This is a genomic window from Mesorhizobium sp. 01N446, from assembly GCF_056399285.1.
Genome location: NZ_JBFTRA010000003.1, coordinates 468,295 through 492,982, shown reverse-complemented (window position 1 = coordinate 492,982; position 24,688 = coordinate 468,295). Strand labels below are relative to the sequence as shown.

Annotated in this window: 21 protein-coding genes; 17 read left to right on the top strand and 4 right to left on the bottom strand. The window is 64.3% G+C overall.

Annotation, left to right across the window (positions count from 1 at the left end):
* Positions 1 to 7: 7 nt before the first annotated feature.
* The 6 genes from AC1DPX_RS16570 to AC1DPX_RS16545 are packed head-to-tail and all read left to right on the top strand — an operon-like array spanning position 8 to position 7,679.
* Entirely contained in the window at positions 8 to 988 is a 981-nt protein-coding gene (locus AC1DPX_RS16570; protein ID WP_202355635.1) for a sugar-binding transcriptional regulator, read from the top strand.
* The gene (locus AC1DPX_RS16565) at positions 985 to 1,980 is read left to right on the top strand and encodes an aldo/keto reductase (RefSeq protein WP_477238155.1); all 996 of its coding nucleotides are present in this window, start codon (positions 985 to 987) and stop codon (positions 1,978 to 1,980) included. The genes AC1DPX_RS16570 and AC1DPX_RS16565 overlap by 4 nt, the downstream gene beginning before the upstream one ends.
* A 20-nt stretch (positions 1,981 to 2,000) precedes the next feature.
* Complete coding sequence (locus tag AC1DPX_RS16560) at positions 2,001 to 3,692, top strand: glycerol-3-phosphate dehydrogenase/oxidase (RefSeq protein WP_477238153.1); 1,692 nt, start codon at positions 2,001 to 2,003, stop codon at positions 3,690 to 3,692.
* Positions 3,683 to 4,525 carry a class I fructose-bisphosphate aldolase gene (locus AC1DPX_RS16555; RefSeq protein WP_477238151.1) on the top strand — a complete coding sequence of 281 codons (843 nt, stop codon included), beginning with the start codon at positions 3,683 to 3,685 and terminating at the stop codon, positions 4,523 to 4,525. Before AC1DPX_RS16560 ends, AC1DPX_RS16555 begins: the two co-directional genes overlap by 10 nt.
* Positions 4,526 to 4,548: 23 nt before the next feature.
* Positions 4,549 to 6,063 carry an FGGY-family carbohydrate kinase gene (locus AC1DPX_RS16550; protein WP_477238149.1) on the top strand — a complete coding sequence of 505 codons (1,515 nt, stop codon included), beginning with the start codon at positions 4,549 to 4,551 and terminating at the stop codon, positions 6,061 to 6,063.
* Complete coding sequence (locus AC1DPX_RS16545) at positions 6,060 to 7,679, top strand: GMC family oxidoreductase (RefSeq protein ID WP_477238147.1); 1,620 nt, start codon at positions 6,060 to 6,062, stop codon at positions 7,677 to 7,679. The genes AC1DPX_RS16550 and AC1DPX_RS16545 overlap by 4 nt, the downstream gene beginning before the upstream one ends.
* Positions 7,680 to 7,786: 107 nt before the next feature.
* Here the strand turns inward: AC1DPX_RS16545 and AC1DPX_RS16540 are convergent, their stop codons facing one another.
* Positions 7,787 to 8,311: a peptide deformylase gene (locus AC1DPX_RS16540; RefSeq protein ID WP_477238146.1), complete on the bottom strand. Its 525-nt coding sequence runs from the start codon at positions 8,309 to 8,311 to the stop codon at positions 7,787 to 7,789.
* 340 nt (positions 8,312 to 8,651) lie between these two features.
* Between AC1DPX_RS16540 and AC1DPX_RS16535 the strand changes: the two genes are divergently transcribed.
* The 9 genes from AC1DPX_RS16535 (at position 8,652) to AC1DPX_RS16495 (ending at position 18,251) form a co-directional block, all read left to right on the top strand.
* On the top strand, positions 8,652 to 9,641 hold the full coding sequence (locus AC1DPX_RS16535; protein ID WP_477238144.1) for an ABC transporter substrate-binding protein: 990 nt from the start codon (positions 8,652 to 8,654) through the stop codon (positions 9,639 to 9,641).
* A 151-nt stretch (positions 9,642 to 9,792) separates the two neighbouring features.
* Positions 9,793 to 10,605 (top strand): ABC transporter permease, encoded by an 813-nt coding sequence (locus AC1DPX_RS16530; RefSeq protein WP_244730469.1) that lies wholly within the window; start codon positions 9,793 to 9,795, stop codon positions 10,603 to 10,605.
* Positions 10,606 to 10,618: 13 nt separating this feature from the next.
* A complete protein-coding gene (locus AC1DPX_RS16525; protein WP_477238142.1) occupies positions 10,619 to 11,422 on the top strand; it encodes an ABC transporter ATP-binding protein in 804 nt (267 codons plus the stop codon).
* Positions 11,423 to 11,484: 62 nt separating this feature from the next.
* Positions 11,485 to 13,089, top strand: a complete 1,605-nt coding sequence (locus AC1DPX_RS16520; protein WP_477238274.1) for a GMC family oxidoreductase — start codon at positions 11,485 to 11,487, stop codon at positions 13,087 to 13,089.
* A 147-nt stretch (positions 13,090 to 13,236) separates the two neighbouring features.
* Positions 13,237 to 14,511, top strand: coding sequence for a flavin-containing monooxygenase (locus AC1DPX_RS16515; protein ID WP_477238140.1), 1,275 nt, complete (start codon positions 13,237 to 13,239; stop codon positions 14,509 to 14,511).
* Between the two features lie 142 nt (positions 14,512 to 14,653).
* Positions 14,654 to 15,070, top strand: coding sequence for a RidA family protein (locus tag AC1DPX_RS16510; protein ID WP_477238138.1), 417 nt, complete (start codon positions 14,654 to 14,656; stop codon positions 15,068 to 15,070).
* A 4-nt stretch (positions 15,071 to 15,074) separates the two neighbouring features.
* Positions 15,075 to 15,749: a DUF1028 domain-containing protein gene (locus tag AC1DPX_RS16505; protein ID WP_477238136.1), complete on the top strand. Its 675-nt coding sequence runs from the start codon at positions 15,075 to 15,077 to the stop codon at positions 15,747 to 15,749.
* Between the two features lie 25 nt (positions 15,750 to 15,774).
* Positions 15,775 to 17,265 (top strand): aldehyde dehydrogenase, encoded by a 1,491-nt coding sequence (locus tag AC1DPX_RS16500; RefSeq protein WP_477238134.1) that lies wholly within the window; start codon positions 15,775 to 15,777, stop codon positions 17,263 to 17,265.
* A gap of 50 nt (positions 17,266 to 17,315) precedes the next feature.
* Complete coding sequence (locus AC1DPX_RS16495) at positions 17,316 to 18,251, top strand: LysR family transcriptional regulator (protein WP_027045706.1); 936 nt, start codon at positions 17,316 to 17,318, stop codon at positions 18,249 to 18,251.
* Between the two features lie 10 nt (positions 18,252 to 18,261).
* Here the strand turns inward: AC1DPX_RS16495 and argE are convergent, their stop codons facing one another.
* Positions 18,262 to 19,428, bottom strand: a complete 1,167-nt coding sequence (argE, locus tag AC1DPX_RS16490; protein WP_477238132.1) for an acetylornithine deacetylase — start codon at positions 19,426 to 19,428, stop codon at positions 18,262 to 18,264.
* A 273-nt stretch (positions 19,429 to 19,701) separates the two neighbouring features.
* Between argE and AC1DPX_RS16485 the strand changes: the two genes are divergently transcribed.
* On the top strand, positions 19,702 to 21,771 hold the full coding sequence (locus tag AC1DPX_RS16485) for an oxidoreductase (protein ID WP_477238130.1): 2,070 nt from the start codon (positions 19,702 to 19,704) through the stop codon (positions 21,769 to 21,771).
* 69 nt (positions 21,772 to 21,840) lie between these two features.
* Positions 21,841 to 22,695 carry an S-formylglutathione hydrolase gene (fghA, locus tag AC1DPX_RS16480; RefSeq protein WP_477238128.1) on the top strand — a complete coding sequence of 285 codons (855 nt, stop codon included), beginning with the start codon at positions 21,841 to 21,843 and terminating at the stop codon, positions 22,693 to 22,695.
* A gap of 24 nt (positions 22,696 to 22,719) precedes the next feature.
* Here the strand turns inward: fghA and AC1DPX_RS16475 are convergent, their stop codons facing one another.
* Together AC1DPX_RS16475 and AC1DPX_RS16470 are read right to left on the bottom strand one after the other, a co-directional pair.
* Positions 22,720 to 23,652: a nucleoside hydrolase gene (locus tag AC1DPX_RS16475; RefSeq protein ID WP_477238126.1), complete on the bottom strand. Its 933-nt coding sequence runs from the start codon at positions 23,650 to 23,652 to the stop codon at positions 22,720 to 22,722.
* Between the two features lie 11 nt (positions 23,653 to 23,663).
* Positions 23,664 to 24,677 (bottom strand): nucleoside hydrolase, encoded by a 1,014-nt coding sequence (locus tag AC1DPX_RS16470; protein ID WP_477238124.1) that lies wholly within the window; start codon positions 24,675 to 24,677, stop codon positions 23,664 to 23,666.
* Positions 24,678 to 24,688: the final 11 nt, after the last annotated feature.

The following is a 24,688-nucleotide window of genomic DNA, read 5'->3' as shown; positions in this document are numbered from 1 at the left end:
CAACACCATGGCCCCTCCCAACACCCGCGACGACATCGCCGCTGTCCGCCAGATGCACCAGGCGCTTGTCCTGCACTATGTCGAAGGCAAGACCCAGGCTGAGATCGCCGTGGAACTCGGCATCTCGCACGCCACCGTCAACCGGCTGATCAAACGTGGCCACCAGCTCGGCCTCGTCGAGATCAAGATCAAGTCGCCGATCGATCATCTGGTTGAACTCGAGGCGCGGCTGGTGGCGCTGGGTGGAATCGAACGGGCGATGGTGGTGCCATCGGTCTCCGAAAATCCGCACACGGCGCTGCAGCGGGTCGGCGAGGCGGCGGCGGGGCTGCTGCTCGACACCATCAAGGACGGCGACACCATTTCGATCACCGGCGGCAAGGGCGTCAGCGCGCTGGTCGCCGGTCTCAAGCCGGGGCGCCGCTACGACGTCGAGATCATCCCCGCCACCGGGCTGGTGCAGGGCAAGCACTATACCGACGTCAACCACGTTGCCTCGCTGATGGCCGACAAGCTCGGCGGCCGCGCCTATCAGATCCATGCGCCGCTGTTTGCCGATACCGCGCAGCAGCGCGAGATGCTGATGGGCATCAGCTCGGTCGCCGACGTGTTTCGCAAGGCGCGCGAGGCCGATGTCGCGGTGGTGGGTGTCGGCTCGATCCTGACCGACGATTCCAGCTACTACGACCTGCATCCCTCCTCGAATGCCGACCGCCAGGCGATCGAGAAGTCAGGGGCGACGGGCGAGTTGCTGGCCCATCTCATCGATCGCCGGGGCAAGCTCTGCAACTACTCGCTCAACCGGTCGCTGGTCTCGCTGACGCTTGACGAGTTCGCCACCATCCCGCGCTCGATCGGCATCGCCAGTGGACTGAGCAAGGTAGCGCCGATCCTCGCCGCCATGCGCGGAAACCATCTCGACACCATCGTCACGGACGAGGCCACCGGGCTCCACATCCTCGAGCTGGCCAAACAGGAGGCAGCATGAATTCTCGACAAATCCAGCGGCAGATCGGCAAGTCCGGCATATCGGCGTCGGCTGTGGGCCTGGGTACCTGGGCAATTGGCGGATGGATGTGGGGTGGCACCGACGAGAAGGAGTCGGTGCGGGCGATCGAGGCCTCGATCGACGCCGGCGTCAGCCTGATCGACACCGCACCCGCCTACGGCCTTGGCCGCAGCGAGGCGATCGTCGGCGCCGCCATCAAGGGCAAGCGCGACAAGGTGGTGATCGCGACCAAATGCGGATTGAACTGGCATTCCGGCAAGGGCGGCCATTTCTTCGACCAGGACGGCAAGCCGGTGCATCGCTACCTCGGCGCCGACGGCATCGCCTATGAGGTCGAGCAGAGCCTGCGGCGTCTCGGCTCCGATCATATCGACCTCTACATCACCCATTGGCAGGACCCGACGACACCGATCGCCGAGACGATGGCGGCGCTGGAGAAGCTCAAGGAGGCCGGCAAGATCCGCGCCATCGGCGCCAGCAATATCAGCGCCGAGGATCTCGGCGGCTATATAGACGCCGGCCAGCTCGATGCGATCCAGGAGCGCTATTCGATGATCGACCGCGACATCGAGGCCAGCCTGCTGCCGATCAGCCGCAGGCACGGCATCGCCACCCTCAGCTATTCGTCGCTGGCGCTGGGTCTCCTCACCGGCACGGTCGATCCGGCGCGCACCTTCAGCGGCGATGACCAGCGCAAGGACAATCCGCGCTTCTCCATGGACAATCGGCAAAAGGTGGCAAAGCTGAAGGGGGCCATCGCCCCGATCGCCGAACGCCACCAGGCGTCGATGGCCCAGATCGTCATCGCCTGGACGCTTGCCCAGCCCGGCGTCACTTTCGCCCTGTGCGGCGCGCGCAACCCCGAACAGGCGCTCGACAATGCGCGGGCCGGCGAGATCACACTCGAGGCAGACGAGCTTGCGGCCATCGACGCCGCGTCCGCCGCGCACCTCTCCGAGATGGATGCCTGAGCAAAAAGGCAAGAGCCCCGATGAACCGTAGCCATACACTTGCCGGTCTGCGCGACCGGCCGGACATTGCCGTGCTCGTCATCGGTGGCGGCATCAACGGCATCAGCGTCTTTCGCGAACTGGCTTTGCAAGGCGTCGATGTCGTGCTGGCGGAAAAGGGCGACTATTGCAGCGGCGCCAGTGCCGCGCTTTCGCGCATGGTTCATGGCGGCCTGCGCTATCTCGAAAACGGCGAGTTCAAACTGGTGCGTGAATCGCTGCTGGAACGGGATCGGCTGTTGAAGAACGCGCCGCACTATGTGGCGCCACTGCCGACGACGGTGCCGATCTTCGATATCTTCTCCGGTCTCGCCAATGGCGCGGTGCGTTTCCTTGGGCTGACGCGGAGGCCCAGCCGGCGCGGCGCGCTCGTCATCAAGACCGGACTTGCCATGTATGACCTGTTCACCGCCGCGCGGCGCCTGATGCCGACGCACAGGTTCAGGGGACGCGCCGAGACGCTGAAGACGTGGCCGGCGATCAATCCGGCGATCCGCAATTCGGCCACCTACTACGACGCCTGGGTGAGCCGGCCTGAGCGCCTCGGCCTGGAGATGCTGCTCGATGCCACCGCCAGCGGCGCGCGCGCCTTGAACTATGCGCTGGTCACATCGACCGGCAACGGACTGGTCGTCACCGACACACTGACGGGCGAGCAATTGACGGTGCGGGCGCAGCTGGTCGTCAACGCAACCGGCGGCTGGATCGACCTCACCAACAAGGCGATCGGTGCCTCGGCGCCAACGATGATGGGCGGCACCAAGGGCTCACACCTTATCGTCGACAGCAGCGAACTGCTCGAGGCGCTAGGCGGTCACATGGTCTATTACGAGAATGAGGATGGTCGCATCTGCATCCTGTTTCCCTATCTCGGCAAGGTGCTGGTCGGCTCGACCGATATCCGCGTCGACGATCCGGACCAGGTTCGCTGCGAGGAGGATGAGCAGCGCTACATCCTCCAGTCGCTTGCCTTCGTCTTTCCCTCGATCAGGATCACCGAGGACCAGATCGTGTTTCGTTTTTCCGGCGTGCGCCCCTTGCCGGCCAGCGAGGACAGTTTCACGAGCCGCATACCGCGCGACCATTTTTGCGAATTCGTCGAGGCGAACGGACATCTGCCGGCCACGCTCTGCATGATCGGCGGCAAGTGGACGACGTTTCGTTCGTTCGGAGCATTGGCGGCCGACAGCGTGCTGGAGCGGCTCGGGCTGGAACGCAGTGTTGGCACCCAGGATATGGCCATCGGCGGCGGCCGCGACTATCCGGCCGATCCGGAAAGCTGGTGCGCGTCATTCGCCCTTGAACACGGCCTGCCGGTCGAGCGCGCATGGATGCTTCTGCAGCGCTACGGCACGTCGGCCGGGAAAATCGCTGCGCACTCGGCAGCCGAGCAGATGCTGCCGCGGTCGGATTATTCGGCGGGCGAAATCCGGCACATCATCGAGCATGAGCAGGTCGAGTGCCTCGCCGACCTGTTCCTGCGCCGCACCACCATCGCCATTTCGGGTGAGCTCAGCTTCGACCTCATCAACGCCGTTCTCGACATGCTGGCGGCGCACAAGGGCTGGAGCGCCCGCGAGGCCGCCGCCGAATGCTCGACCTTCCTCGCCTTGCTGGCAGACCGGCATGGCATCGACCTCAAGACGCATCAAAGGAGCGCCCTATGCGCGTGAACAAGAAAGTCCGTATGAACCGGCTGTTCGGCGGCGGCCGCTGCCTCGACGTGGCCATCGATCATGGCGTCTGCAACGAGCCGAGCTTCCTGGCCGGCCTCGAAGACATGGCCGGCGTGGTCAACCAACTGGTCAAGGCTGGCCCCGACGCCATCCAGATGAACTATGGCCAGGCCGATCTGCTGCAGGCCGTACCGGGCAGGGACAAGCCGGCGCTGGTCATGCGCATCGATATGGGCAATCCGTACAACAAGATACGCCATCGGGCGATGTGGGCGGTGCTGCAGAACGAAGCCGAGCCTCTTCTCGGCGCCATCGAGATGGATGCAACCTGCGTCGTGGTCAATCTGTTCATGCTGCCCGACGAGCCGGACCTGTTCAGGCAATGCGTGCAGAACATCGCGCGTGTGCGCGCCGATTGCGAGAAATATGGCCTGCCGCTGATGATCGAGCCGCTGGCCATGTTGCCGGTCGCCGAGCATGGCGGCTACATGGTCGATGGCGATGCCGAGAAGATCGTCACCTTGACCCGGCTGGCGCGCGAGATGGGCGCCGACATCATCAAGGCCGATCCGACGACCGATCCCAACGATTTCCACCGTGTCGTCGAGGCCGCGCGCTGTCCGGTGCTGGTGCGCGGTGGCGGCAAGGAAGATTTGCGCGCGGTGTTCGACAAGTCCGCCGCATTGATGGCGCAAGGCGCGCTCGGCATGGTCTATGGCCGCAACATCTACCAGCACGCCAACCCGAGCGCCGTCGTGCGCGGGCTGATGGCGATCATTCATGACGATGCCGATGGCGCCGTCGCCTGGGACCTGTACAACCAGGCATAGGTCGCGGCATCGGGGAGGCGCCAATGGCAAGCTACATTCTCGGCCTCGACGCGGGCAACACCGTCATCAAGGCTATTCTCTTCGATCTGTCGGGGCGCGAACTGGCGGTCGCCGCCCGTGATGGCCGCTCATCCATGCCGAAGCCCGGCCATGTCGAGCGCGACCTCCACGAACTCTGGCGCAACGCGGTTTCGGTGATCGGCCAATGCATAGCTGAAGCCGGCATTGATGCCGGCGAGATCGTCGCCATCGGCTGCGCCGGCCATGGCAACGGGCTCTATGCGCTCGATCGCGCCGGCGCGCCGCTGATCGGCATCCAGTCGCTCGATACGCGCGCCGTCGGCATCGTCGCCGAATGGGCTGAACAGAATGTCGGCGACCGCACCTATGCGCACTGCCTGCAGCGGCCATGGGCGGCGCAGACACCGACCTTGCTTGCCTGGCTCAAGCGCTTTTCACCGGGATTGTTCGCCAGCATTGGCACGGTCTTCCTGTGCAAGGATTTCGTCGTCAATCGGCTGACGGGCGCACGCTGCAGCGATACCTCGGACATGTCGGGCTGCGGCCTGCTGCAGATGCGGGACCGCCGCTATGAGCCGGACCTGCTTGCCGCCTACGGGCTCGGCGACTGCGTCGATCTTTTGCCGCCGGTACTGGAATCGGCCGACATTGCCGGGCATGTCAGCGAGCAGGTGGCAACGCTGACCGGGCTGCGTGCCGGCACGCCCGTGGTGGCCGGCCTGTTCGACGTCGTCGCCAGCGCGGTCGGCTCCGGCGTGACCCGAACCGGTGCCGCCTCGGTCATCGCCGGAACCTGGAGCATCAACCAGGTCATCACCGACGAGCCGATCCGCGATCCCTCGATCTTCATGCTGTCGGCTTTCGATCGCCAGCGCTATCTGGCGATCGAATCCAGCGCGACCTCGGCCGCCAATCTGGAATGGATCGTTCGCGAATTCCTCGAGCATGGCGGCGAAGCGGACCAATCGCCGTTCGAATTGTGCAGCGAGCTCGTCGCTTCCGTCGATCCCGACGGCGACATCCCGATCTATCATCCTTTCCTTTACGGTTCGCAGCAGAATGGCCATGCGCGCGCCGGCTTCTACGGCATCGCCGGCTGGCACGGCAGAGCGCATCTGCTGCGCGCGCTGTTCGAGGGCGTCGCCTTCGAGCACAGGCGCCATGTCGAGACCTTGCACAAGGCCGGCGCCGACTTCGACAGCGTGGTGCTGTCCGGCGGCGGCTCGCGCAGCAGCGTCTGGCCGCAGATCTTCGCCGATGTGCTCGGCGTGCCCGTAACCGTGGCGCGCAGCCGTGAGACCGGCGCTCTGGGGGCGGCGATAGCGGCCGGCACCGGCGTCGGCATCTTCGCGGACTACAGCGCCGGCGCTGCCGCCATGACGGCCGCCGCCCGCCACTTCACTCCCAACGTGGCGGTTGCCGAGGCTTACGCAGGACGGTATCGCCTGTATGGCGAGATCAACCAGGCAATGATTCCGATGTGGGAGCGCATCGCCGCACGGCAGGCACGCACGTGACCGAAACCTCATCATCCCCTTTCGGCGACTACGACTACGTCATCGTCGGTGCCGGCTCGGCCGGCTGCGTGCTCGCCAACCGGCTGTCGGCCGATCCGCGCAATCGGGTGCTGCTGCTCGAAGCCGGCGGCAGCGATCGCTATCACTGGGTCGATATCCCGATCGGCTACCTCTTCTGCATGGGCAACCCGCGCACCGACTGGATGATGAAGACCGAGCCGGAGGCCGGTCTCAACGGACGCAGCCTCAACTATCCGCGCGGCAAGGTGCTGGGCGGCTGTTCGTCGATCAACGGCATGATCTACATGCGCGGCCAGGCCGCCGACTATGAGGGCTGGCGGCAGGCCGGCAATGTCGGCTGGGGCTGGGACGATGTGCTGCCGTACTTCCGCAAGTCGGAAGACTATCATGGCGGCAAGAGCGCCATGCACGGCAGCGGCGGCGAGTGGCGGGTCGAACGCCAGCGTCTGTCCTGGCCGATCCTCGACGCGTTTCGGGACGCCGCCGAGGAACTCGGCATTCCCCGCACCGACGATTTCAACACCGGCACCAATGAAGGCTCGGGCTATTTCGAGGTCAACCAGCGGCAGGGCGTGCGCTGGAACACGTCCAAGGCGTTTTTGCGCGGCATTGCGGCGCGCAAGAACCTGCGCGTGGTGATCGGGGCGGAAACGGAACGGCTCGAATTCGACGGCCGGCGCGTCACCGGATTGGTCTTCCGCCAGGGTGACCGCTTGCACAGGGTCAGCGCCGGGCAGACGATCCTTGCCGCCGGCGCCATCAACTCGCCGAAGATCCTCGAACTGTCAGGGGTGGGGCGCCCTGATCTGCTTTCGAGCATCGGCGTGGAGGTTCGTCACGCCTTGCCGGGCGTCGGCGAAAACCTGCAGGACCATCTGCAGATACGCACGGTCTTCAAGGTCGCCAATGCCGCGACGCTCAACCAGCGCTATCACAATCTGATCAGCCGCGCGGCGATGGGCGTCGAATATGCGCTCAAACGCAGCGGGCCGCTGTCGATGGCGCCGAGCCAGCTCGGTATCTTCGCCAGGAGCGATCCGCGTCTCGAGACGCCCGATCTCGAATATCATGTGCAACCGCTGAGCACCGACCGTCTGGGCGAGCCGCTGCATCGCTTTCCGGCGGTCACCGTGTCGGTCTGCAATCTGCGCCCGGAAAGCCGGGGCACCGTGCATATGGCATCGTCCGAGCCGCGCGAGGCGACCAAGATCCGGCCGAACTATCTCTCCACCACGGGAGATCGTAGCGTCGCGGTCGCTTCGCTACGCCATGTCCGCACCCTGATAAAGGCACGGGCCGTGGCACGCTTTGCGCCCGAAGAGATGCTGCCCGGCACGCAATATGACAGCGACGAAGATCTCATCCGCAAGGCCGGCGATATCGGCACGACGATCTTCCACCCCGTCGGTACCTGCAAGATGGGTCCGGACTCGATGGCGGTGGTCGACGATCGCCTGCGCGTTCACGGGCTTGCCGGACTGCGCGTGGTCGATGCCTCGATCATGCCGACAATCGTCTCGGGCAACACCAACTCTCCCGTCGTCATGATCGCCGAGAAGGCATCGGAGATGATCCTGCAGGATCCGCGCCAATAATGCCGCGGCCATATGCGGCGTCCCGCGGATGCCGAAGCCGCCGATATTGATCGGGCGCACGGCTTCAATCCCGAAGCATCTCAGGCTACGGTACGCTCTTCAAGATTTCATGAGTGCATTTGAAGAGCTTGCGGCGAGCCCCGCTGTTGTTTCTGGTATCGTTTGACAAGACGCTCCCGCCTCAGGCGGGACAGCCGCTCGATCCAGAACAGACCGTTGAGCTGGTCGATCTCGTGCTGGTGGCAGACAGCGAGCAGGCCCTCGGCCTCCTCGACAGCTTCGTCGCCATCCAGGGTCTGGTAGCCGACACGGACGCGCGCATGCCGTTCGATCTCCTCGGTAGCCCCTGGCATGGACACGCTGCCCTCGACATGGCGGATCATTTCGCTCGATGCCCAGAGAATGACGGGGTTGACGTAGCTGCGCGGGCCTGCCGCCGGCGACAGTTCGAGGACGACCAGCCGCTTCAGGATGCCGATGTGGGGGGCGGTGATGCCGATCCCTGGAGCGGCGCGCATTGTATCGGTGAGATCGCCGGCAAGCCGGCGCAGGTCTTCGTCAAAGACCGATATGGGCTCGGCGACGGAGCGTAGCCGAAGGTCGGGAAATCTCACGATCGGCCGTATCGTCATATCTCGCTCCCGCGTTCGGCAATCGCAAAGGCCAAGCCGTCAACCTTATCTCGACTTTGACCGACTGGCGGGGGCTGCGCAACTGCAGGCAAGCCCGGCCATGGCGGTCCGCCTCCACACCCCTGAGGCCCGAGCGCGGCCAGCGCCGGCCTGGTTAGGCCCAGCCTAAGCAGAATTATCGAAAATCATTATTTGTGCATCGCACACAGCGTGCTTTGCTCCCTCCGCCGGCTGAAAGAGAACAAAAAGAACGTCAGGCGGCAGCCTTCGGCGATGCGTCCGAAGCGGGTTGTTTTGGCGCGGGCAGCGCCTGACCTCAGAAAAAAGACAGGGGAACGTGATGACGACAATGATCTCGAAGTTTCGCCGTGCCGCACTGGCGGCCGGCATTGCGCTGAGCGCGCTTTCGGTGAGCCTCCACGCCGAAGCCGGCAGCTTGAAGCTGGGCATGACGACCTGGGTCGGATACGGCCCTCTCTTCCTTGCGCGCGACATGGGCTACTTCAAGGAAGGCGGCCTCGATGTCTCGCTCGAAATCATCGAGGAGGCGTCGATGTACATGGCGGCCGTCGCCGCCGGCGAACTCGACGGCAGCGCCTCGACCATCGACGAAATCATGAAGTACCGTTCGAAGGACGTCTGCTTCAAATCGGTCTATGCCCTGGACGACAGCCATGGCGGCGACGGCGTGCTGGCGCCGAGCAGCGTCAAGAGCGTCGCCGACCTCAAGGGCATGGAGGTCGGGCTGAACGAGGGCTCGGTGTCGCAGTTCTGGTTCAACATCCTGCTCAAGCAGGCCGGTCTCAGCCAGGCCGATGTGAAGGTCACCAACATGACGGCGGATGATGCTGCCGCCGCCTTCATGGCCGACCGCATTCCCGTTGCCGTCACCTGGGAGCCGCATCTGACGCTGGCCAAGAAGGAGAACAAGGGCCAGGTGCTGATCGACTCCTCGAAGACGCCCGGCCTGATCGTCGACGTGGTGGCGCTGAACTGCGACTACATCACCAAGAACCCCGGAGATGTAGAGGCGCTGGTGAAAGGGCTCTACAAGGCCAACGAGTTCATCAAGGAAAATCCCGAGAAGGCCTATGAAGTGATGGCCAAGGGCGTCGGCGGCTGGCTCAAGGATCCGAAGGACTTCGCCTCTTCCGCCGCGGGCGTGAACTTCTACGGCAAGGACCGCAACGCAGAATTTTTCGCCGGTGGCGAGAGTGGCGAATCCGGCAAGCTGATCAAGCTCGGTGGCGATGTCTGGGGCGGCTTCGGCAAGCTCAAGATGGACATCAAATTCGACGACCTCGTCGATCCATCCTTCCTTGCAAAGTGATCTGGCCTTGCGAAGTGATCTCACCTTGTAAAGTGAGATCGCTGGACCGTGGGCCGAGCCTCGCGCCTGCGGTCCATCCAGCCCAAAGGGTTTTTCTGTGACACTGGCACCGAATGCAACATCTCCCATCAGCCATATCGTGACCACGAGCGTGGATAAAAATCAGCCCGGTCGATCCGCCTGGAAAGCTGTCGCCACGCCTTTCCAGGCTGTGTCGCGTCCTCTCTCCATCACGCTCAGCGTCCTGGTCTGGGTCGCGGTCATTGGCGGCTGGTTCGCCTTGACCTATTCCGGAGCGGTCAAGGAAATGTTCCTGCCGCGCCCGGAATCCGTCTTGTCCACCACCATCAGGATGGCGCTTGACGGATCGTTGTGGGAGCACGTGCTGGCCAGCGTCCAGGTGGTGCTGATCGGTTTCGTCCTTTCGAGCATCGTGGCGGTGCCGCTCGGCTTGACGATGGGCACCTACCGCATCGTCCAGGCCGCGCTCGATCCGCTCGTCAATTTCATCCGCTATCTGCCGGTGACATCCTTCGTGCCGCTTTTCATCCTGTGGATCGGCATCGGCATCGAGCAGCGCGTGGCCGTCATCATCTTCGGCATCTTCTTCCAGCAACTGGTGATGATCGCCGACAGCGCCCGCAGCGTTCAGCGCGACCTGGTCAATGCCGCCTACACGCTCGGCACGAAACGCAGCGACACGGTCTTCCATATCGTCTTTCCGGCCACGCTTCCCAACGTGCTCGACGTGCTGCGCGTCACCATGGGCTGGGCCTGGACCTATCTCGTCGTCGCCGAACTCGTCGCCGCGCGCAGCGGGCTTGGCTACATCTCGCTCAAGGCCATGCGCGGCTTCCAGGTCGACGTCATCTTCATGGCCATCGCCCTGATCGGTATCCTTGGTCTTTGCACCGACCAACTGTTCCGGGGCATCCGCCGCCTCGTCGCTCCCTGGGCCAATTGAGGAGTTCGCTGACATGGATGCCCTGACACTCGCGACAAAACCGAAGAGCTCCGACATCGCCATCGACAATGTGGCCCTGCGCTATGGCACGGGCGACAATGCGGTGCTGGCGCTGGACGGCATCTCGTTCCATGTCGTGCCCAATGAGTTCTGCGTGATCGTCGGCCCATCCGGCTGCGGCAAGTCGAGCCTGCTCTATCTCATTGCCGGTCTGGAGGAGCGCACCGGCGGCATGATCTCCGTGGGCGGCAAGCCGGTCACCGAGCCAGGCCCCGATCGCGGCATGGTGTTTCAGGCCTATACGCTGTTTCCCTGGCTCACCGTGGCGCAGAACGTCGAATACGGCCCGAAGCGGAAAGGCATGTCGGCGGGGGAGCGCAGGGCCATCGTCGAGCATTTTCTGCATGAGGTCGGCCTGGCGAAATTCGCCAACCATTATCCTTCGCAGCTGTCGGGCGGCATGAAGCAGCGCGTGGCGATCGCGCGTGCGCTCGCCAACGATCCGCAGGTGCTGTTGATGGACGAACCTTTCGGCGCGCTCGACAGCCAGACCCGCCACTCCATGCAGAAGCTTCTCTTGCGGATCTGGGACCATTCCAAGAAGACGGTCCTCTTCGTCACCCACGACATAGACGAGGCGATCCTGCTGGCGGACCGGGTGCTCGTCATGTCCGGCCGGCCCGGCCAGATCAAGAAGGAAATCCGCGTCGGCTTCTCGCGTCCGCGCAGCATGGACCTGGTCATGGAGCCGAACTTCATCGCCATGAAGCGGGAAATCCTTGAACTCTTGAAGAACGACGAAGACGACGAGCACTAATGCATGTCGCCCAAAAGTGACCTCGGTTTTGGGAAGACGACATGCATGAAACGAAAACCGGCATGAGCATCGCGGCCGCGGAATTCGACTATATCGTCATCGGCGCGGGCTCGGCCGGTTGTGTCCTGGCCAACAGGCTGAGCGCCAACCCCGCCAGCAGTGTCTGCCTCATCGAGGCCGGCGGCAGCGACGACCGCACAAGGGTGCGCGTGCCGGCCGGCATCCTCTCGCTCTACGGCAATCCGAAGTTCGACTACGGCTACAAAGGCGTGCCGCAGCCGCTGCTCGACAACCGCCGCATACCGGTTAACCGTGGCAAGCTTCTTGGCGGGTCGAGTTCGATCAATTCGATGGTCTATATCCGCGGCGCAGCGCAAGACTACGACGAGTGGGCGGCACTTGGCTGCGCCGGGTGGTCCTATGCCGATGTTTTGCCGGTGTTCAAGAAACTGGAGCGAAATCTCCTGACGCAGAACCCGGCCTATCACGGCTTCGACGGCGAACTGCTGGTCGACAATCCGCGCGACCCCAACGCCGTATCCCGGCTGTGGGTAGAGGCAGGCCGGAGCATCGGCCTGCCCGAAAACCGCGACTTCAACGCCGAAGGCCAACTCGGCTTGGGCATCTACAACGTCACCCAGGAGAGGGGCGAGCGCTTCTCGGCCTATTCGGCCTTCGTCCGGCCGATTCTCGGCCGCCCCAATCTCCAGGTTCTGTCAGGCGTCGAGGTGCTTGATCTGGCGATCGAAAACGGGCGCGTCACCGGCGTCAATGTGACCAGGGACGGAGCAGCCCAGCGACTGATATGCCGCGCCGAAGTGGTGCTCAGCGCGGGCGCGATCGGATCGCCGCGTATCCTGCTTGCATCCGGCATCGGCCCGGCCGAAGAGCTGAAGGCGGCCGGGATAGAGCCGGTGATGAACGTGCCCGGCATCGGCAAGAATTTGCGCGACCACGTCGACGGCATGATCACCGTGCGGTCGAACAGCACCAGGACGCTCGGCCTGTCGCTCGCCAACCTGCCGGCGATGCTGGCCGCGCCCTTTCAGTATTTCGTCCGGCGCAAGGGCATGCTGACGACCAACTATGTCGAGGCCGGCGGCTTCGCCAGGACGAAATATGCCGGCGATATTCCCGATGTCCAATTCCACTTTGTCCCGGGTTACCGCAGCCATCGCGGCCGGCTTGTCGAATATGGCCATGGCTACGCCGTGCACACCTGCGTGTTGCGGCCGGGAAGCGTCGGCGAGATTACGCTCGAGCGCGACGGCACCCGCCGCAACGTGCTGATCGATCACCGCTTCTTCAGTGACGGCCAGGATGCCCTGACCCTGGTCGAGGGCATCAAGGTCGCGCGTTCCATTCTGGCTTCGCCGGTCTTTGCCGCTATTCGCGGACCGGAAATCCTGCCGGGACCCGATGTCGTCTCCGATGACGAGATCCTCGCCTATCTGCGCGCCGAGGCGCTCACCGTCTATCATCCGGTCGGCACGGCCAAGATGGGCACCGACGCCATGGCGGTGGTCGATCCCGCCGGCCTCAAGGTGCGCGGCTTCGACAATCTGCGGGTGGCGGACGCCTCGATCATGCCGACGCTGATCGGCGGCAACACCAATGCGCCGTCCATGATGATCGGCGAAAAAGCAGCCAGGGCGATGCTGTCGTAGTCTCGCGTTGGCTCGTCTCCTGGCGTTTAGGGACAAGCTAACCACTGCCACATGAAATCGTAATTTTCGCTAATCAGTCCCTCCAGTACACCAGCGATCTGAGCTCCTCGCATCCGCGGAAACTCTTTGGGGGGAAAGGACGCAGAAATGTCGGTGGAAAAAATAGACACGCTTGTCGTCGGCGGTGGCCAGGCGGGGGTGGCTATGTCCGAGCATCTGAGCAAATGCGGCGTGCCGCATCTCGTTCTTGAGCGTGGCCGGATCGCCGAGCGCTGGCGCTCGCAGCGGTGGGACTCGCTCGTTGCCAATGGCCCGGCCTGGCATGACCGCTTCCCAGGCATGGAATTTCCCGTGACGGGCCCCGACGGCTTTCCGTCCAAGGAGGAGGTTGCCGACTATTTCGCCGCCTATGCAAGGCAGATCAAGGCGCCGATCCGCTGCGGCGTCGAGGTCAAGCTCGCGCAAAGAAATGTCGGGCGGCCCGGGTTCCGCGTCGAGACGTCGGACGGGGTGATCGAGGCCAACAGCATCGTCGCGGCGACCGGGCCTTTCCAGGTCCCCGTCATTCCCGCGCTTGTCCCCGGCGATGTGAACATCCTGCAGATTCATTCCAGCGCGTACCGCAATCCCGGACAGTTGCCGAAGGGCGCGGTGCTGGTGGTCGGGGCTGGATCGTCAGGTGTGCAGATCGCCGATGAGCTTCAGCGCTCGGGGCGGCGCGTCTACCTCTCGGTCGGCCCACACGACCGCCCGCCGCGCGCTTATCGCGGGCGCGATTTCTGCTGGTGGCTTGGCGTTCTCGGCAAATGGGACCTCGAAACCCCGGGGCCTGGCACGGAACATGTCACCATCGCGGTGAGCGGCGCGCGTGGCGGCGAGACCATTGATTTCCGTCGGCTGGCCGCGCAGGGGCTTACCCTGGTCGGCATGACCAAGACATATCAGGACGGCGTGCTGACCTTCGCGCCCGACCTGGCGAAGAACATTGCCCGCGGTGACGCCAACCTGATGTCGCTGCTGGACGAGGCCGACGCCTATGTCGCGCGCAACGGCCTCGACCTTCCGGAGGAGCCCGCGGCCCGTCGGATCGACCCGGATCCGGACTGCCTGGCCAACCCGCTTCGCGAGCTCGATCTGGCTCAAGCCGGGATAGCGGCGATCATCTGGGCGACAGGCTTTGCCGTCGATTACAGCTGGCTGAAGGTCGATGCCTTTGACGAGAAGGGCCGGCCGAGGCATCAGCGCGGCGTCTCGACCGAGCCCGGGATCTACTTCCTGGGATTGCCTTGGCAATCGCGAAGAGGATCGAGTTTCATCTGGGGTGTCTGGCACGATGCCAAGCATGTCGCCGACCGCATTTCCACGCAGCGCAAATATCTGGCCTATCACGCTGCAGCACGGCGCGAGACAGTGGACGCCTGACCGACGCTGACGACTGTCAGAGCAATTCCAGGAAAAGTGTGAGCGGTTTTCCGTCCGGAATTGCGTAAAAACAAAAAGATAGAGCGGTTTGCCGTTTCCGTGAAACGGGGAAACGCTCTAGCCCGATTTGATGGAGACCAGCATGGCGCATACGAGAATCCGCAAGTTCAATACCAAGGACACCTATCCCGAGCAGAAGCTCGACAATGATCTGTGCCAGGCGGTCGTCACGCGGGGCGGCCGCACGGTCTATCTGCGCGGCCAGTGTCCGCAGGATCTCGACACCGCCAAGAACATCGGCAGCCACGATCCGGCCGAGCAGACGCACAAGGTGATGCAGAACATCAGGCAGCTCATAGAGGAATGCGGCGGCACCATGGAGCATCTGGTCAAGGTGGTCGTCTACATCACCGACGTGCGCCATCGCGAGGCGGTCTACCGCACCATGGGCGAGTACATCAAAGGCGTGCATCCCGTTTCGACCGGCCTCGTCGTGTCGGCCTTGGCACGGCCGGAGTGGCTGGTCGAGATCGATGGCACCGCCGTAATCCCGGATTGACGCCATGACCTTCTCCATCGTCGCGCGATGCAGCCGCACTGGTATGTTCGGCGTCGCGGTATCGTCCTCCTCTCCGGCGGTGGCGGCGCGTTGCGCCTACGCGCAGGCGGGCGTGGGGGCGGTGGCCAGCCAGAACGTCACCGATCCGACGCTCGGCACCAGGGGGCTCGAACTGCTGGCGCGCGGTGCCTCGGCCGCCGAGGCGGTCGCCATCCTGAAGCGCACCGGCGCCTGGAGCGACTACCGGCAGGTACTGGCTGTCGATGTCGCCGGGACCACCGCCATCCACTCCGGGCCTAGGGCGCTCGGCATCTGGGCGGAAGCGCGTGCGGACAATGTCGCCTGCGGCGGCAATATGCTGGCCCATGATGGCGTGCCGCAAGCCATGGTCGAGGCCTTCCTCGCCTCGGACGGGCATCTCGGCGACCGCCTGATCGCCACCATGCGCGCCGCGCTGAAGGCGGGGGGCGAGGCGGGTCCGGTCCATTCCGCTGGAATGAAGCTGGTGCGCGAGGTCTCTTGGCCGGTCGCAGACCTGCGCTTGGACTGGAGCGAGGCCTGTCCGATCGAGGAACTGGCGGCCCTGTGGGATCGCTACAAACCGCAGCTCGACGCCTATGTGACCCGTGCGATCAATCCGTCCGACGCCCCGAGCTACGGCGTGCCGGGCGACGAGTAGTGAATACGCAGGGGGAGGCATCCGCATGAGCGAACTCAGTCACAAGGACTGGATCGGCAAGGCATCGGCGATCCGTTTTCGCGACAAGGCGTTCATCGACGGCAAGACGGTTCCCGCGCGTTCGGGCCGAACCTTCGCCAGCATCAATCCGGCCACCGGCGAAACCCTGGCTGAGGTGGCGTCCTGCGGTGAGGAGGATATCGATCTGGCCGTTGCCGCTGCGCGCCGCAGTTTCGAGGCCGGTGTCTGGTCGCGCACCAGCCCAGCGCACCGCAAGGAGGTGCTGCTGCGGCTGTCGCGGCTCTTGCGCGAAAACCTGCAGGAGCTTGCCCTGCTCGAATCGCTCGACATGGGCAAGCTGGTCATGGATGCCGCGACTGTCGACGTTCCCGGTTCGGCGGCGATCTTCCAGTGGTATGGCGAGGCCATCGACAAGATCTACGACGAGGTGGCGCCGACCGGCGGCGGCGATCTGGTGCTGGTACGCCGCGAGCCGCTCGGCGTGGTCGGTGCCGTGGTGCCATGGAATTTCCCGCTCGACATGGCGACCTGGAAATGTGCGCCCGCGCTTGCCGCGGGCAATTCGGTGGTACTGAAGCCTGCGGAACAGTCGCCTTTCTCGGCGCTCAGGCTGGCGGAACTCGCCATGGAGGCGGGCCTACCCGCCGGCGTGCTCAATGTCGTGCCTGGCCTTGGCGAGACGGCCGGGCAGGCGCTCGGCCGGCATATGGATGTCGATTGCCTTGCCTTCACCGGATCGACCGCGGTCGGCAAGATGTTTCTGCAGTATTCCGGCCAGTCGAACATGAAGCAGGTCTGGCTCGAAACAGGCGGCAAGAGCCCGAACCTTGTCTTCGCCGATTGCGGCGATCTCGATGCGGCGGCCGACATGGCAGCGTTTGGGATATTCTTCAACCAGGGCGAAGTGTGTTCGGCCAATTCGCGCCTGCTCGTCGAACGCTCCATCAGGGATGCCTTCGTGGAGAAACTGGCCGAGCGCGCGGCCGCCACCCAGCCAGGCGATCCGCTCGACCCGGCCTCGAAAATGGGCGCCATGGTCGATGCCCGCCACGCCGCCAACGTCATGCGTTTCGTCGAGGCCGGCAAGAAGACCGCGCGCCTGGTTGCGGGCGGCGATCGGGTCACGGTCAACGGCCGCGGCAGCTTCATACAGCCCACCATCTTCGACAACGTCGCCCATGACGACCCGATTGCCAGGGACGAGATATTCGGACCGGTGCTTTCGGTCATTGCCTTCGACGATGAGGAGGAGGCTGTCCGCATCGCCAATGACAGCCCGTATGGGCTGGCCGCATCGCTGTGGACCGACAGTCTTTCGCGCGCCCACCGCGTCGCCGGTCGGCTCCGCGCCGGCACTGTTTCCGTCAACACGGTCGATGCGCTGAGCCCGATGACGCCGTTCGGCGGGATCAAGCAATCGGGCTTTGGCCGCGACCTGTCGCTGCACGCGCTGGACAAGTACACCGCGCTGAAAACGACATGGATCAAATACTGAAGCCGCGCGGGCGCTTGATCGCGGCGCCCAAACCGGCAACATAGAAGCCCATGCCGCTACGCTTCACCCTCAGACAATTGGAATATTTCGTCGCGGTCGGCGAAGCCGGCTCCATTACCAAGGCGGCCGAGCAGGTCAATGTCTCGCCGCCTTCGATCTCGGCGTCGATCGCGCAGCTGGAGGCAGAATTCGGCGTCCAGCTTTTTGTCCGCAAGCATTCGCATGGCCTGTCGCTCACGGCTGGCGGACGCGTTTTCCTGAAGGAGGCGGCCAGGCTGCTGGCCGACGCCGACGCCCTGCACGATATCGCCGGCGACATCGCCGAGAAGGTGCGCGGACCGCTGGCGGTCGGGTGCCTGCTGACCTTCGCGCAGATCGTCATGCCGACGCTCCGTATGAAGTTCGAACGCGCCTATCCCGAGGTGCGGTTCCGGCAGTTCGAACGCAACCAGGGTCAGTTGCTCGAAATGCTGCAGCGCGGCGAAATCGACGCGGCGCTGACCTACGATCTCGAACTGTCGCAGGACACGACGTTCGAGCCGCTGATGCTGGTGCCGGCCTATGTCATGCTGCCGCAGGGGCACCGCTTCGCCGGCAAGGCTTCGATCACGACGGAAGAACTGGCCGACGAGCCGATGGTGCTGCTCGACCTGCCATACAGCCGCGAATATTTTCTCTCGGCCTTCCAGATGCGGGGCATCAGGCCGAACATTGCCGAGCGCACCGGCGACATCGCGGTGATGCGGTCGATGGTCGCGAACGGCTTCGGCTACGGCATCGCCAACATGCGGCCGCTCAACACTCTGGCGCCGGACGGCAAGCCGCTGGTCTTCGTGCCCCTGGCGGGGGATTTGCGGCCTCTGACGATGGGGGTAGCCTTGCCCAATGCCGAGCACCGCACCCAGACGGTGCAGGCCTTCATCGATCACTGCCGCCGTTTCGTCGTCGAACAGGGCGTGTTCGGCAGCGGGCGGGTCGTCGAATAGCGGCGTTGCCTCACGCCAGCTGAAGCCGGTGATCGGCAAGCCGCCGCAGCAAATTGTCCAGCATGTCGTCGCAGCGGCGCAGCTGTTCGCCGCTGACGAATTCGTCCGGCCTGTGCCCCTGCGCCATCGATCCCGGTCCGCACACGATGGTCGGCGTGCCGAGGTCACGGCTGAACAATCCGCCCTCGGTGCCGTAGGCGACTTTCATGGTGTCGTTGGCGCCGGTCAACGACTTGACGAAGGCGACGGCCTGCGAATTCGCCGGTGTGTCCAGTCCCGGATAGGTGTTGGTGATCTCGATGTCGATGGCGGCCTCCGGCGCGATCGCTGAAGCGGCAGCGGCGATGCGCTGCGCTTCAGTGCGCAGCCCGTCGAGGATCTGGTCGGCATTGTCGGCCGCGACATTGCGGATCTCGAAGTCGAGCTGGCAGAGGTTCGGCACGATGTTGAGCGCCACGCCGGCATTGATCTTGCCGACATGGACGGTTGTGTAGGGAATGTCATAGTCACCGTCGCGCGCGCCATCGCTGGCCAGCCGGTCCTGTTCCCGGCGCAATGCGGAGACGAAGTCGCAGCCGAGATGAATGGCGTTGAGCGCCAGCGGAGCGAGTGCCGAATGGCCCTCCCGTCCCCTGCAGATGGCGCGTGCCGCGAGCTTGCCCTTGTGGCCGGTCGCCACCTGCATATTGGTCGGCTCGCCGACGATGCACAGCAATGGCCGGTGCGGCGCGGCTTGCAGCATGTCGATCAGGCTGTGCACACCGATGCAGCCGATCTCCTCGTCATAGGAAAGCGCCAGATGCAAGGGCGTTTGCAGGTTGATTTTCGCGGCCTTAAGGCAGGCCGCGAGCGCGCAGGCCACGAAACCCTTCATGTCGGCCGCACCACGGCCGTACAACCTGCCGTCGCGCGCGGTCATCGCGAAAGGCGGCAGCGTCCAGTCCTGCCCGTCGATAGGAACGACATCGGTGTGGCCGGACAGCATGACGCCGGGAGCATCGGCCGGCCCGATGGTGGCGAACAGGTTGGCCTTGTGGCCATCGGCGCTGCGGATGATCTGGCAGGCAATGCCCTGTGCCGCCAGCAACTCCGTCACGTAGCCGATGAGGTCGAGGTTCGAGTCGCGGCTGACTGTCGGAAAGCCGATCAGCTTTTCAAGGATCTGGATGCTGTCCATGCGTCTCGCGTCTCATTGGCCGTGCACGCTATCTAGCATCGCGCGACCACGGCCTTGAAGTCGCATTTGGCTCAGCCGGGATTTGCCGGATGCTAATCCAGGCGGCGAGGGCTGATTAGGCGCGTCCTAATCGGCACAGAAGAAATCTGTAGTTTTCCGGCACGCGTCGCAACTTATGAGTAGGTTCAAGGCATCTACCCACGGGGCGGACCGGCTTGCGCCAAAACCATCGCCGCGCATGCCGAGATGCGACGCTGGCAGGAAGGAAGCACCATGCGTGATCCACGCTACGACATTCTGTTCGAGCCCGTGAAGATCGGTCCGGTGACCGCCAAGAACCGCTTCTACCAGGTGCCGCATTGCAATGGCGGCGGCTATCGCGATCCTTCCGCCGCGGCCGAGATGCGGCGCATCAAGTCGGAAGGCGGCTGGGGCGTCATCTTCACCGAGCAGACCGAGATGCACCATACTTCGGAGATCACGCCCTTCATCGAGCTCAGGCTGTGGGACGACGCCGACATCCCGGCGCTGGCCAAAATGGCCGAGGCCATGCACCAGCATGGCGCGCTGGCCGGCATCCAGCTCGCCTATTCCGGCATCAACGGTCCGAACCTCTACACCAAGGAAGTGCCGCGCGGGCCGTCGGCTCTGCCCATCCGCACCTTCACCAACGATCCGGTTCAGGCGCGCGCCATGGACAGAGAGGATATACGCGACCTCCGGCGCTGGCACCGCAATGCCTTCAAGCGCGCCAAGCTGGCGGGCTTTGATCTGGTCTGCCTCTACGGCGCGCACGGCTTCGGCATCATCCAGCACTTCCTGTCCACCGCCACCAACCAGCGCAGCGACGAATATGGCGGCTCGCTGGAAAATCGCTCGCGGCTGATGCGCGAGCTGATCGAGGAGGGCAGGGATGCCATCGGTGACACCTGTGGCCTGACGCTGCGGCTGTCGTTGGACGAAATGATCGGCGAGCTCGGCTTCGCCAATTCCGAAGTCCGCGACATGATCGAGATGCATGCCGAATTGCCCGACCTCTGGGATCTGGCGCATGGCGCCTGGGAGGATTGCTCGGGACCGTCGCGCTTCAAGGAAGAGGCCGCGCAGGAAAGCCTGGTGTCCGGCATCAAGACGTTGACCTCGAAGCCGGTCGTCGGCGTCGGCCGCTTCACCTCGCCGGATTTGATGGTCAGGATGATCAAATCCGGCACGCTCGATTTCATCGGCTGCGCCCGCCCGTCGATCGCCGATCCCTTCCTGCCGAAGAAGGTGGAGGAGGGGCGCATCGAGGACATCCGCGAATGCATCGGCTGCAACATCTGCATCACCGGTGACATGACCATGTCGATCTCGCGCTGCACGCAGAACCCGACCTTCATGGAGGAGTGGCGCAAGGGCTGGCATCCCGAACGCATGCAGGCCAAGGGCGACAGCGACAGCGTGCTGATCGTCGGCGCCGGCCCCGCCGGGCTGGAGGCCGCCCGTGCACTCGGCTTGCGCGGCTACCAGGTGGCCATTGCCGAGGCCGGCACAGAACTTGGCGGCCGCGTCGCGCGCGAATGCCGCTTGCCGGGCCTGTCGGCCTGGGGCCGCGTGCGTGACTATCGCCAGTACCAGCTCAGCCAGATGTCCAATGTCGACATCTATTTCGATAGCCGGTTGTCGGCGCAGGACATACTGGCCTTCGGTTTTCAGAACATCGCGCTTGCCACCGGCTCGACATGGCGCCGCGACGGCGTGGCGCGCGCCCATGTCGTGCCGATGCCGATCGACCCGGCCATGCCGGTCTACACGCCGGACGATCTGATGGCTGGAAACGTGCCGACCGGCAATGTCGTGCTGTTCGACGACGACCACTACTATATGGGCGGCGTTCTGGCTGAGCTGATGGCGCGTCAGGGCGCGAAGGTAGCGCTGGTGACGCCGTCCGCCTATGTCTCGGACTGGACCCGCAACACGCTGGAGCAGGGCGCCATCCACCGCCGTCTGGCCGGGCTCGGCGTCGAGATCGTGCTCAACCGGACCGTGACGCGCATCGTACAAGGTGGCGTCGCCACCGCCTGTGCCTATTCTGGTGCGGAACGCGACATTGCCGCCGACGCCGTGGTGCTGGTGACGTCGCGCCAGCAGGACGATCAGGTCTGGCGTGACCTGAAAGCGCGGCGCGACGAATGGGCCGACAATGGTATCAGTTCGATCAAGGTCATCGGCGATGCCGAGGCGCCGGGGCCGATCGCTTGGGCAACCTATGCCGGCCACCGCTTCGCACGCGAACTGGACGAAGACGATATCGGCGATGCGCTGCCGTTCCGGCGGGAGGTGACGGCGCTCGCGGCGGAGTAGGCTGGACTTGCGCCTGGCAACCATGGTCCTTAGACAGGCGGCCGTGAAGGACGTTTGGTGGAGAAGAACATGTCGGACCGGATGAAGACCATCTCCTCGGCCAAGTCGCATGGCGGCGTGCAGGGCGTCTATTCCCACGCTTCGGAGGCCTGCGCCTGCGACATGACTTTCGCCGTCTTCGTGCCGCCGAAGGCCCGTGAAAAACCTTGCCCGGTCGTATGGTATCTCTCCGGCCTCACCTGCACCCATGCCAATGTCATGGACAAGGGGGAGTACCGGCGCATGGCCGCCGAGCTTGGCCTGATCGTCGTCTGTCCCGACACCAGTCCGCGCGGCGCCAGTATTCCCGACGAGAAGGACAATTGGCAGTTCGGCTGCGGCGCCGGCTTCTATGTCGATGCGACGCAAGCGCCCTACGCCACGAACTACCGCATGTATTCCTATGTCACCGAGGAATTGCCGGCGTTGATCGCCCGGGAATTTCCGGCCGATTTGAGGCGCCAGGCGATCTTCGGCCACTCGATGGGCGGGCATGGCGCGCTGACGATCGCGCTCAAGAATCCCGGGCGCTTCAAAAGCTGCTCGGCCTTCGCGCCGATCGTGCAGCCAAGCACTGCCGGCTGGTCACGGCCCGCCCTCGAAAAATATCTCGGCGCGGACGAGGCGTCATGGCGGGGCTACGATGCCACCCTGCTCATCGAGGATGGCCACCGTTTTCCAGAGCTGTTCGTAGATCAGGGAACGTCGGACGGCTTCCTCAACGAGGGGCTGAGGCCGTGGCTGCTGGAGGCGGCCTGCGCCAAGGCCGGCATCCCTCTGACCCTGCGCATGCAGGATGGCTACGACCACTCGTATTTCTTCATTTCGACATTCATGGGCGACCATCTGAAATGGCATGCCCAGAGATTGTCCGATCCACGTTGAACCAAGGGATTGTCCCGAGCGGGCCTAATCCCGCAACAGGTCGAACATCAGCTTGAAGAAGCGGTCGGCATCGACCTCATGGGCGATACGCGCATTGTCCTTCTCGCCGCGCTCGCCCCAGAAATCGGCAACCGTAGCACCGAAAGCATAGGTGCCTGTGAGATCGACGCCGATATGGGCCGGACGCGTGCGCACCAGTGTCGGATCGATGGCCAGCGCCAACGCAAGCGGATCGTGCATCGCCCCGCCGACGCCCATCGAGTTGCGGTGCAGCTTCTCGTAGAACAGCAGCCAGTCATTGACGAGCTTGCCGAGCGGCGTGTCGATCGTGGCCAGTTCGGCATATTGCGGCGCCTCGATCAGCACCTGCATAGTGACATCGAGCCCGACCATCAGGATCGGCACGCCGCTGTCCAGCACGATCTTCAGCGCTTCGGGGTCGCAGAAAGCGTTGAACTCCGTCGGCGTGATGATCTCGCTCTTGCGGTAGAAGACGCCGCCCATCCAGATCAATTCCTTGATCTTGGGCAGCACGTCGCGATGCTTGAGGATCATCAGGCCGATATTGGACAGCGGACCGGTGGCGACGACCAGGATCGGTTCGGGCGCGGCGCGCAGCTTGTCGGCCAGGAAATCGACGGCGTGCTGGTCGACCGGCTTGATCGTCGCCTGTGGCAGATAGGGCGAGCCTTCGAGGCCGCTCGGACCGTCGGCGGTGCCGAGCACCAGCGGCCGCGCCAGCGGACGGTGACAGCCTTGCGCGACCGGCACGTCGCCGGCACCGATATATTCAAGGATGCGCAGCGCATTGGCCGTCGTCTTCTCGACCTCGGCGTTGCCGCAGGTGGTGGTGACGCCGAGCAATTCGATGGCCGGTGAGCGATGCGCCATGACCAGCGCGATGGCGTCGTCATGGCCGGGGTCGCAGTCGAACAGGATGGGAGTTGCAATGGTCATTTTGGCGGTCCTCACGCGGCTTGTTCGTAGCGCGCGATGGTTTGCTTGAAGATGTTCAGGAAGCGGCGGCCGTCGAGATCCGTGCAGATGCGCGTGGTCTTCGGCCCGCCGCCGGGCAGCAATTGCCGGCCGCGATGCGCAACCGTCTGGCCGCGCGCCAGGCGGCCGTCCAGCACGACATCGACGAAGAGCGGTTCGGTCATCGTGGCAAGGCTGGGGTCGAAGGCCAAAGCCACGGTGATGACGTCGTCCATCGGGAAGCCGACGAGGTCGAAGAACTCGCGCCAGATGTCGATGTAGATCGGAAAACTGTCGGCGATCATGTCGAAGACGGCGTTCTTGCGGGCAACGGCCTGCATGTCGGCGATATCGTCGCGCGTCAGCATCGAAGCGGCGACGCGGTTGTCCTCGCAGATATCGAGCGGCACCAGGATCTTCTCGACATCGGCGTTGAGCACGGTGCGCGAAGCCTCCGGATCGGCCCAGATGTTGTATTCCGATAGCGGCGTGATGTTGCCAGGCGTCTGGAAATTGCCGCCCAGCACCAAGAGCCGTTTGAGCGCGCCCGTCAGGCGCGGCTCCTGCAGAAGCGCCATCGCCGCATTGGTCAGCGGCCCGGTCGTCACCAGCGTGATCTCGCCGGGGTTGGCCATGACCGTCTTGATGATGAAATCGACCGCGTGCCCCGGCGTTGCCGGGCGAACGGGAGGCGGCGCCGGCGGATTGAATTTCTTCAGCCGGTCGCCGAAGCGGGCAACGAGCCGCTTCTCGAAATGCACCGGCGCTTCCATGTCGGCCTTGGCATTGCCGACGATCGGCCGCCAGGCGCCGGCATGGACCGGTATGTCGTCGCGCCCGGCAAGCGTTAGCGTGTTGAGCACGACATTGGTGACCTGCTCGATCGGGCCTGCGGCACCGGTGACGGTGGTGACGCCTTCGAGCCGGACATTGGGATTCGCCGCGGCAAACAGCACGGCCAGAATATCGTCGCCGGCAGAATCCACGTCGAGGATTATGCGTTCCATGAGAGTTCCTT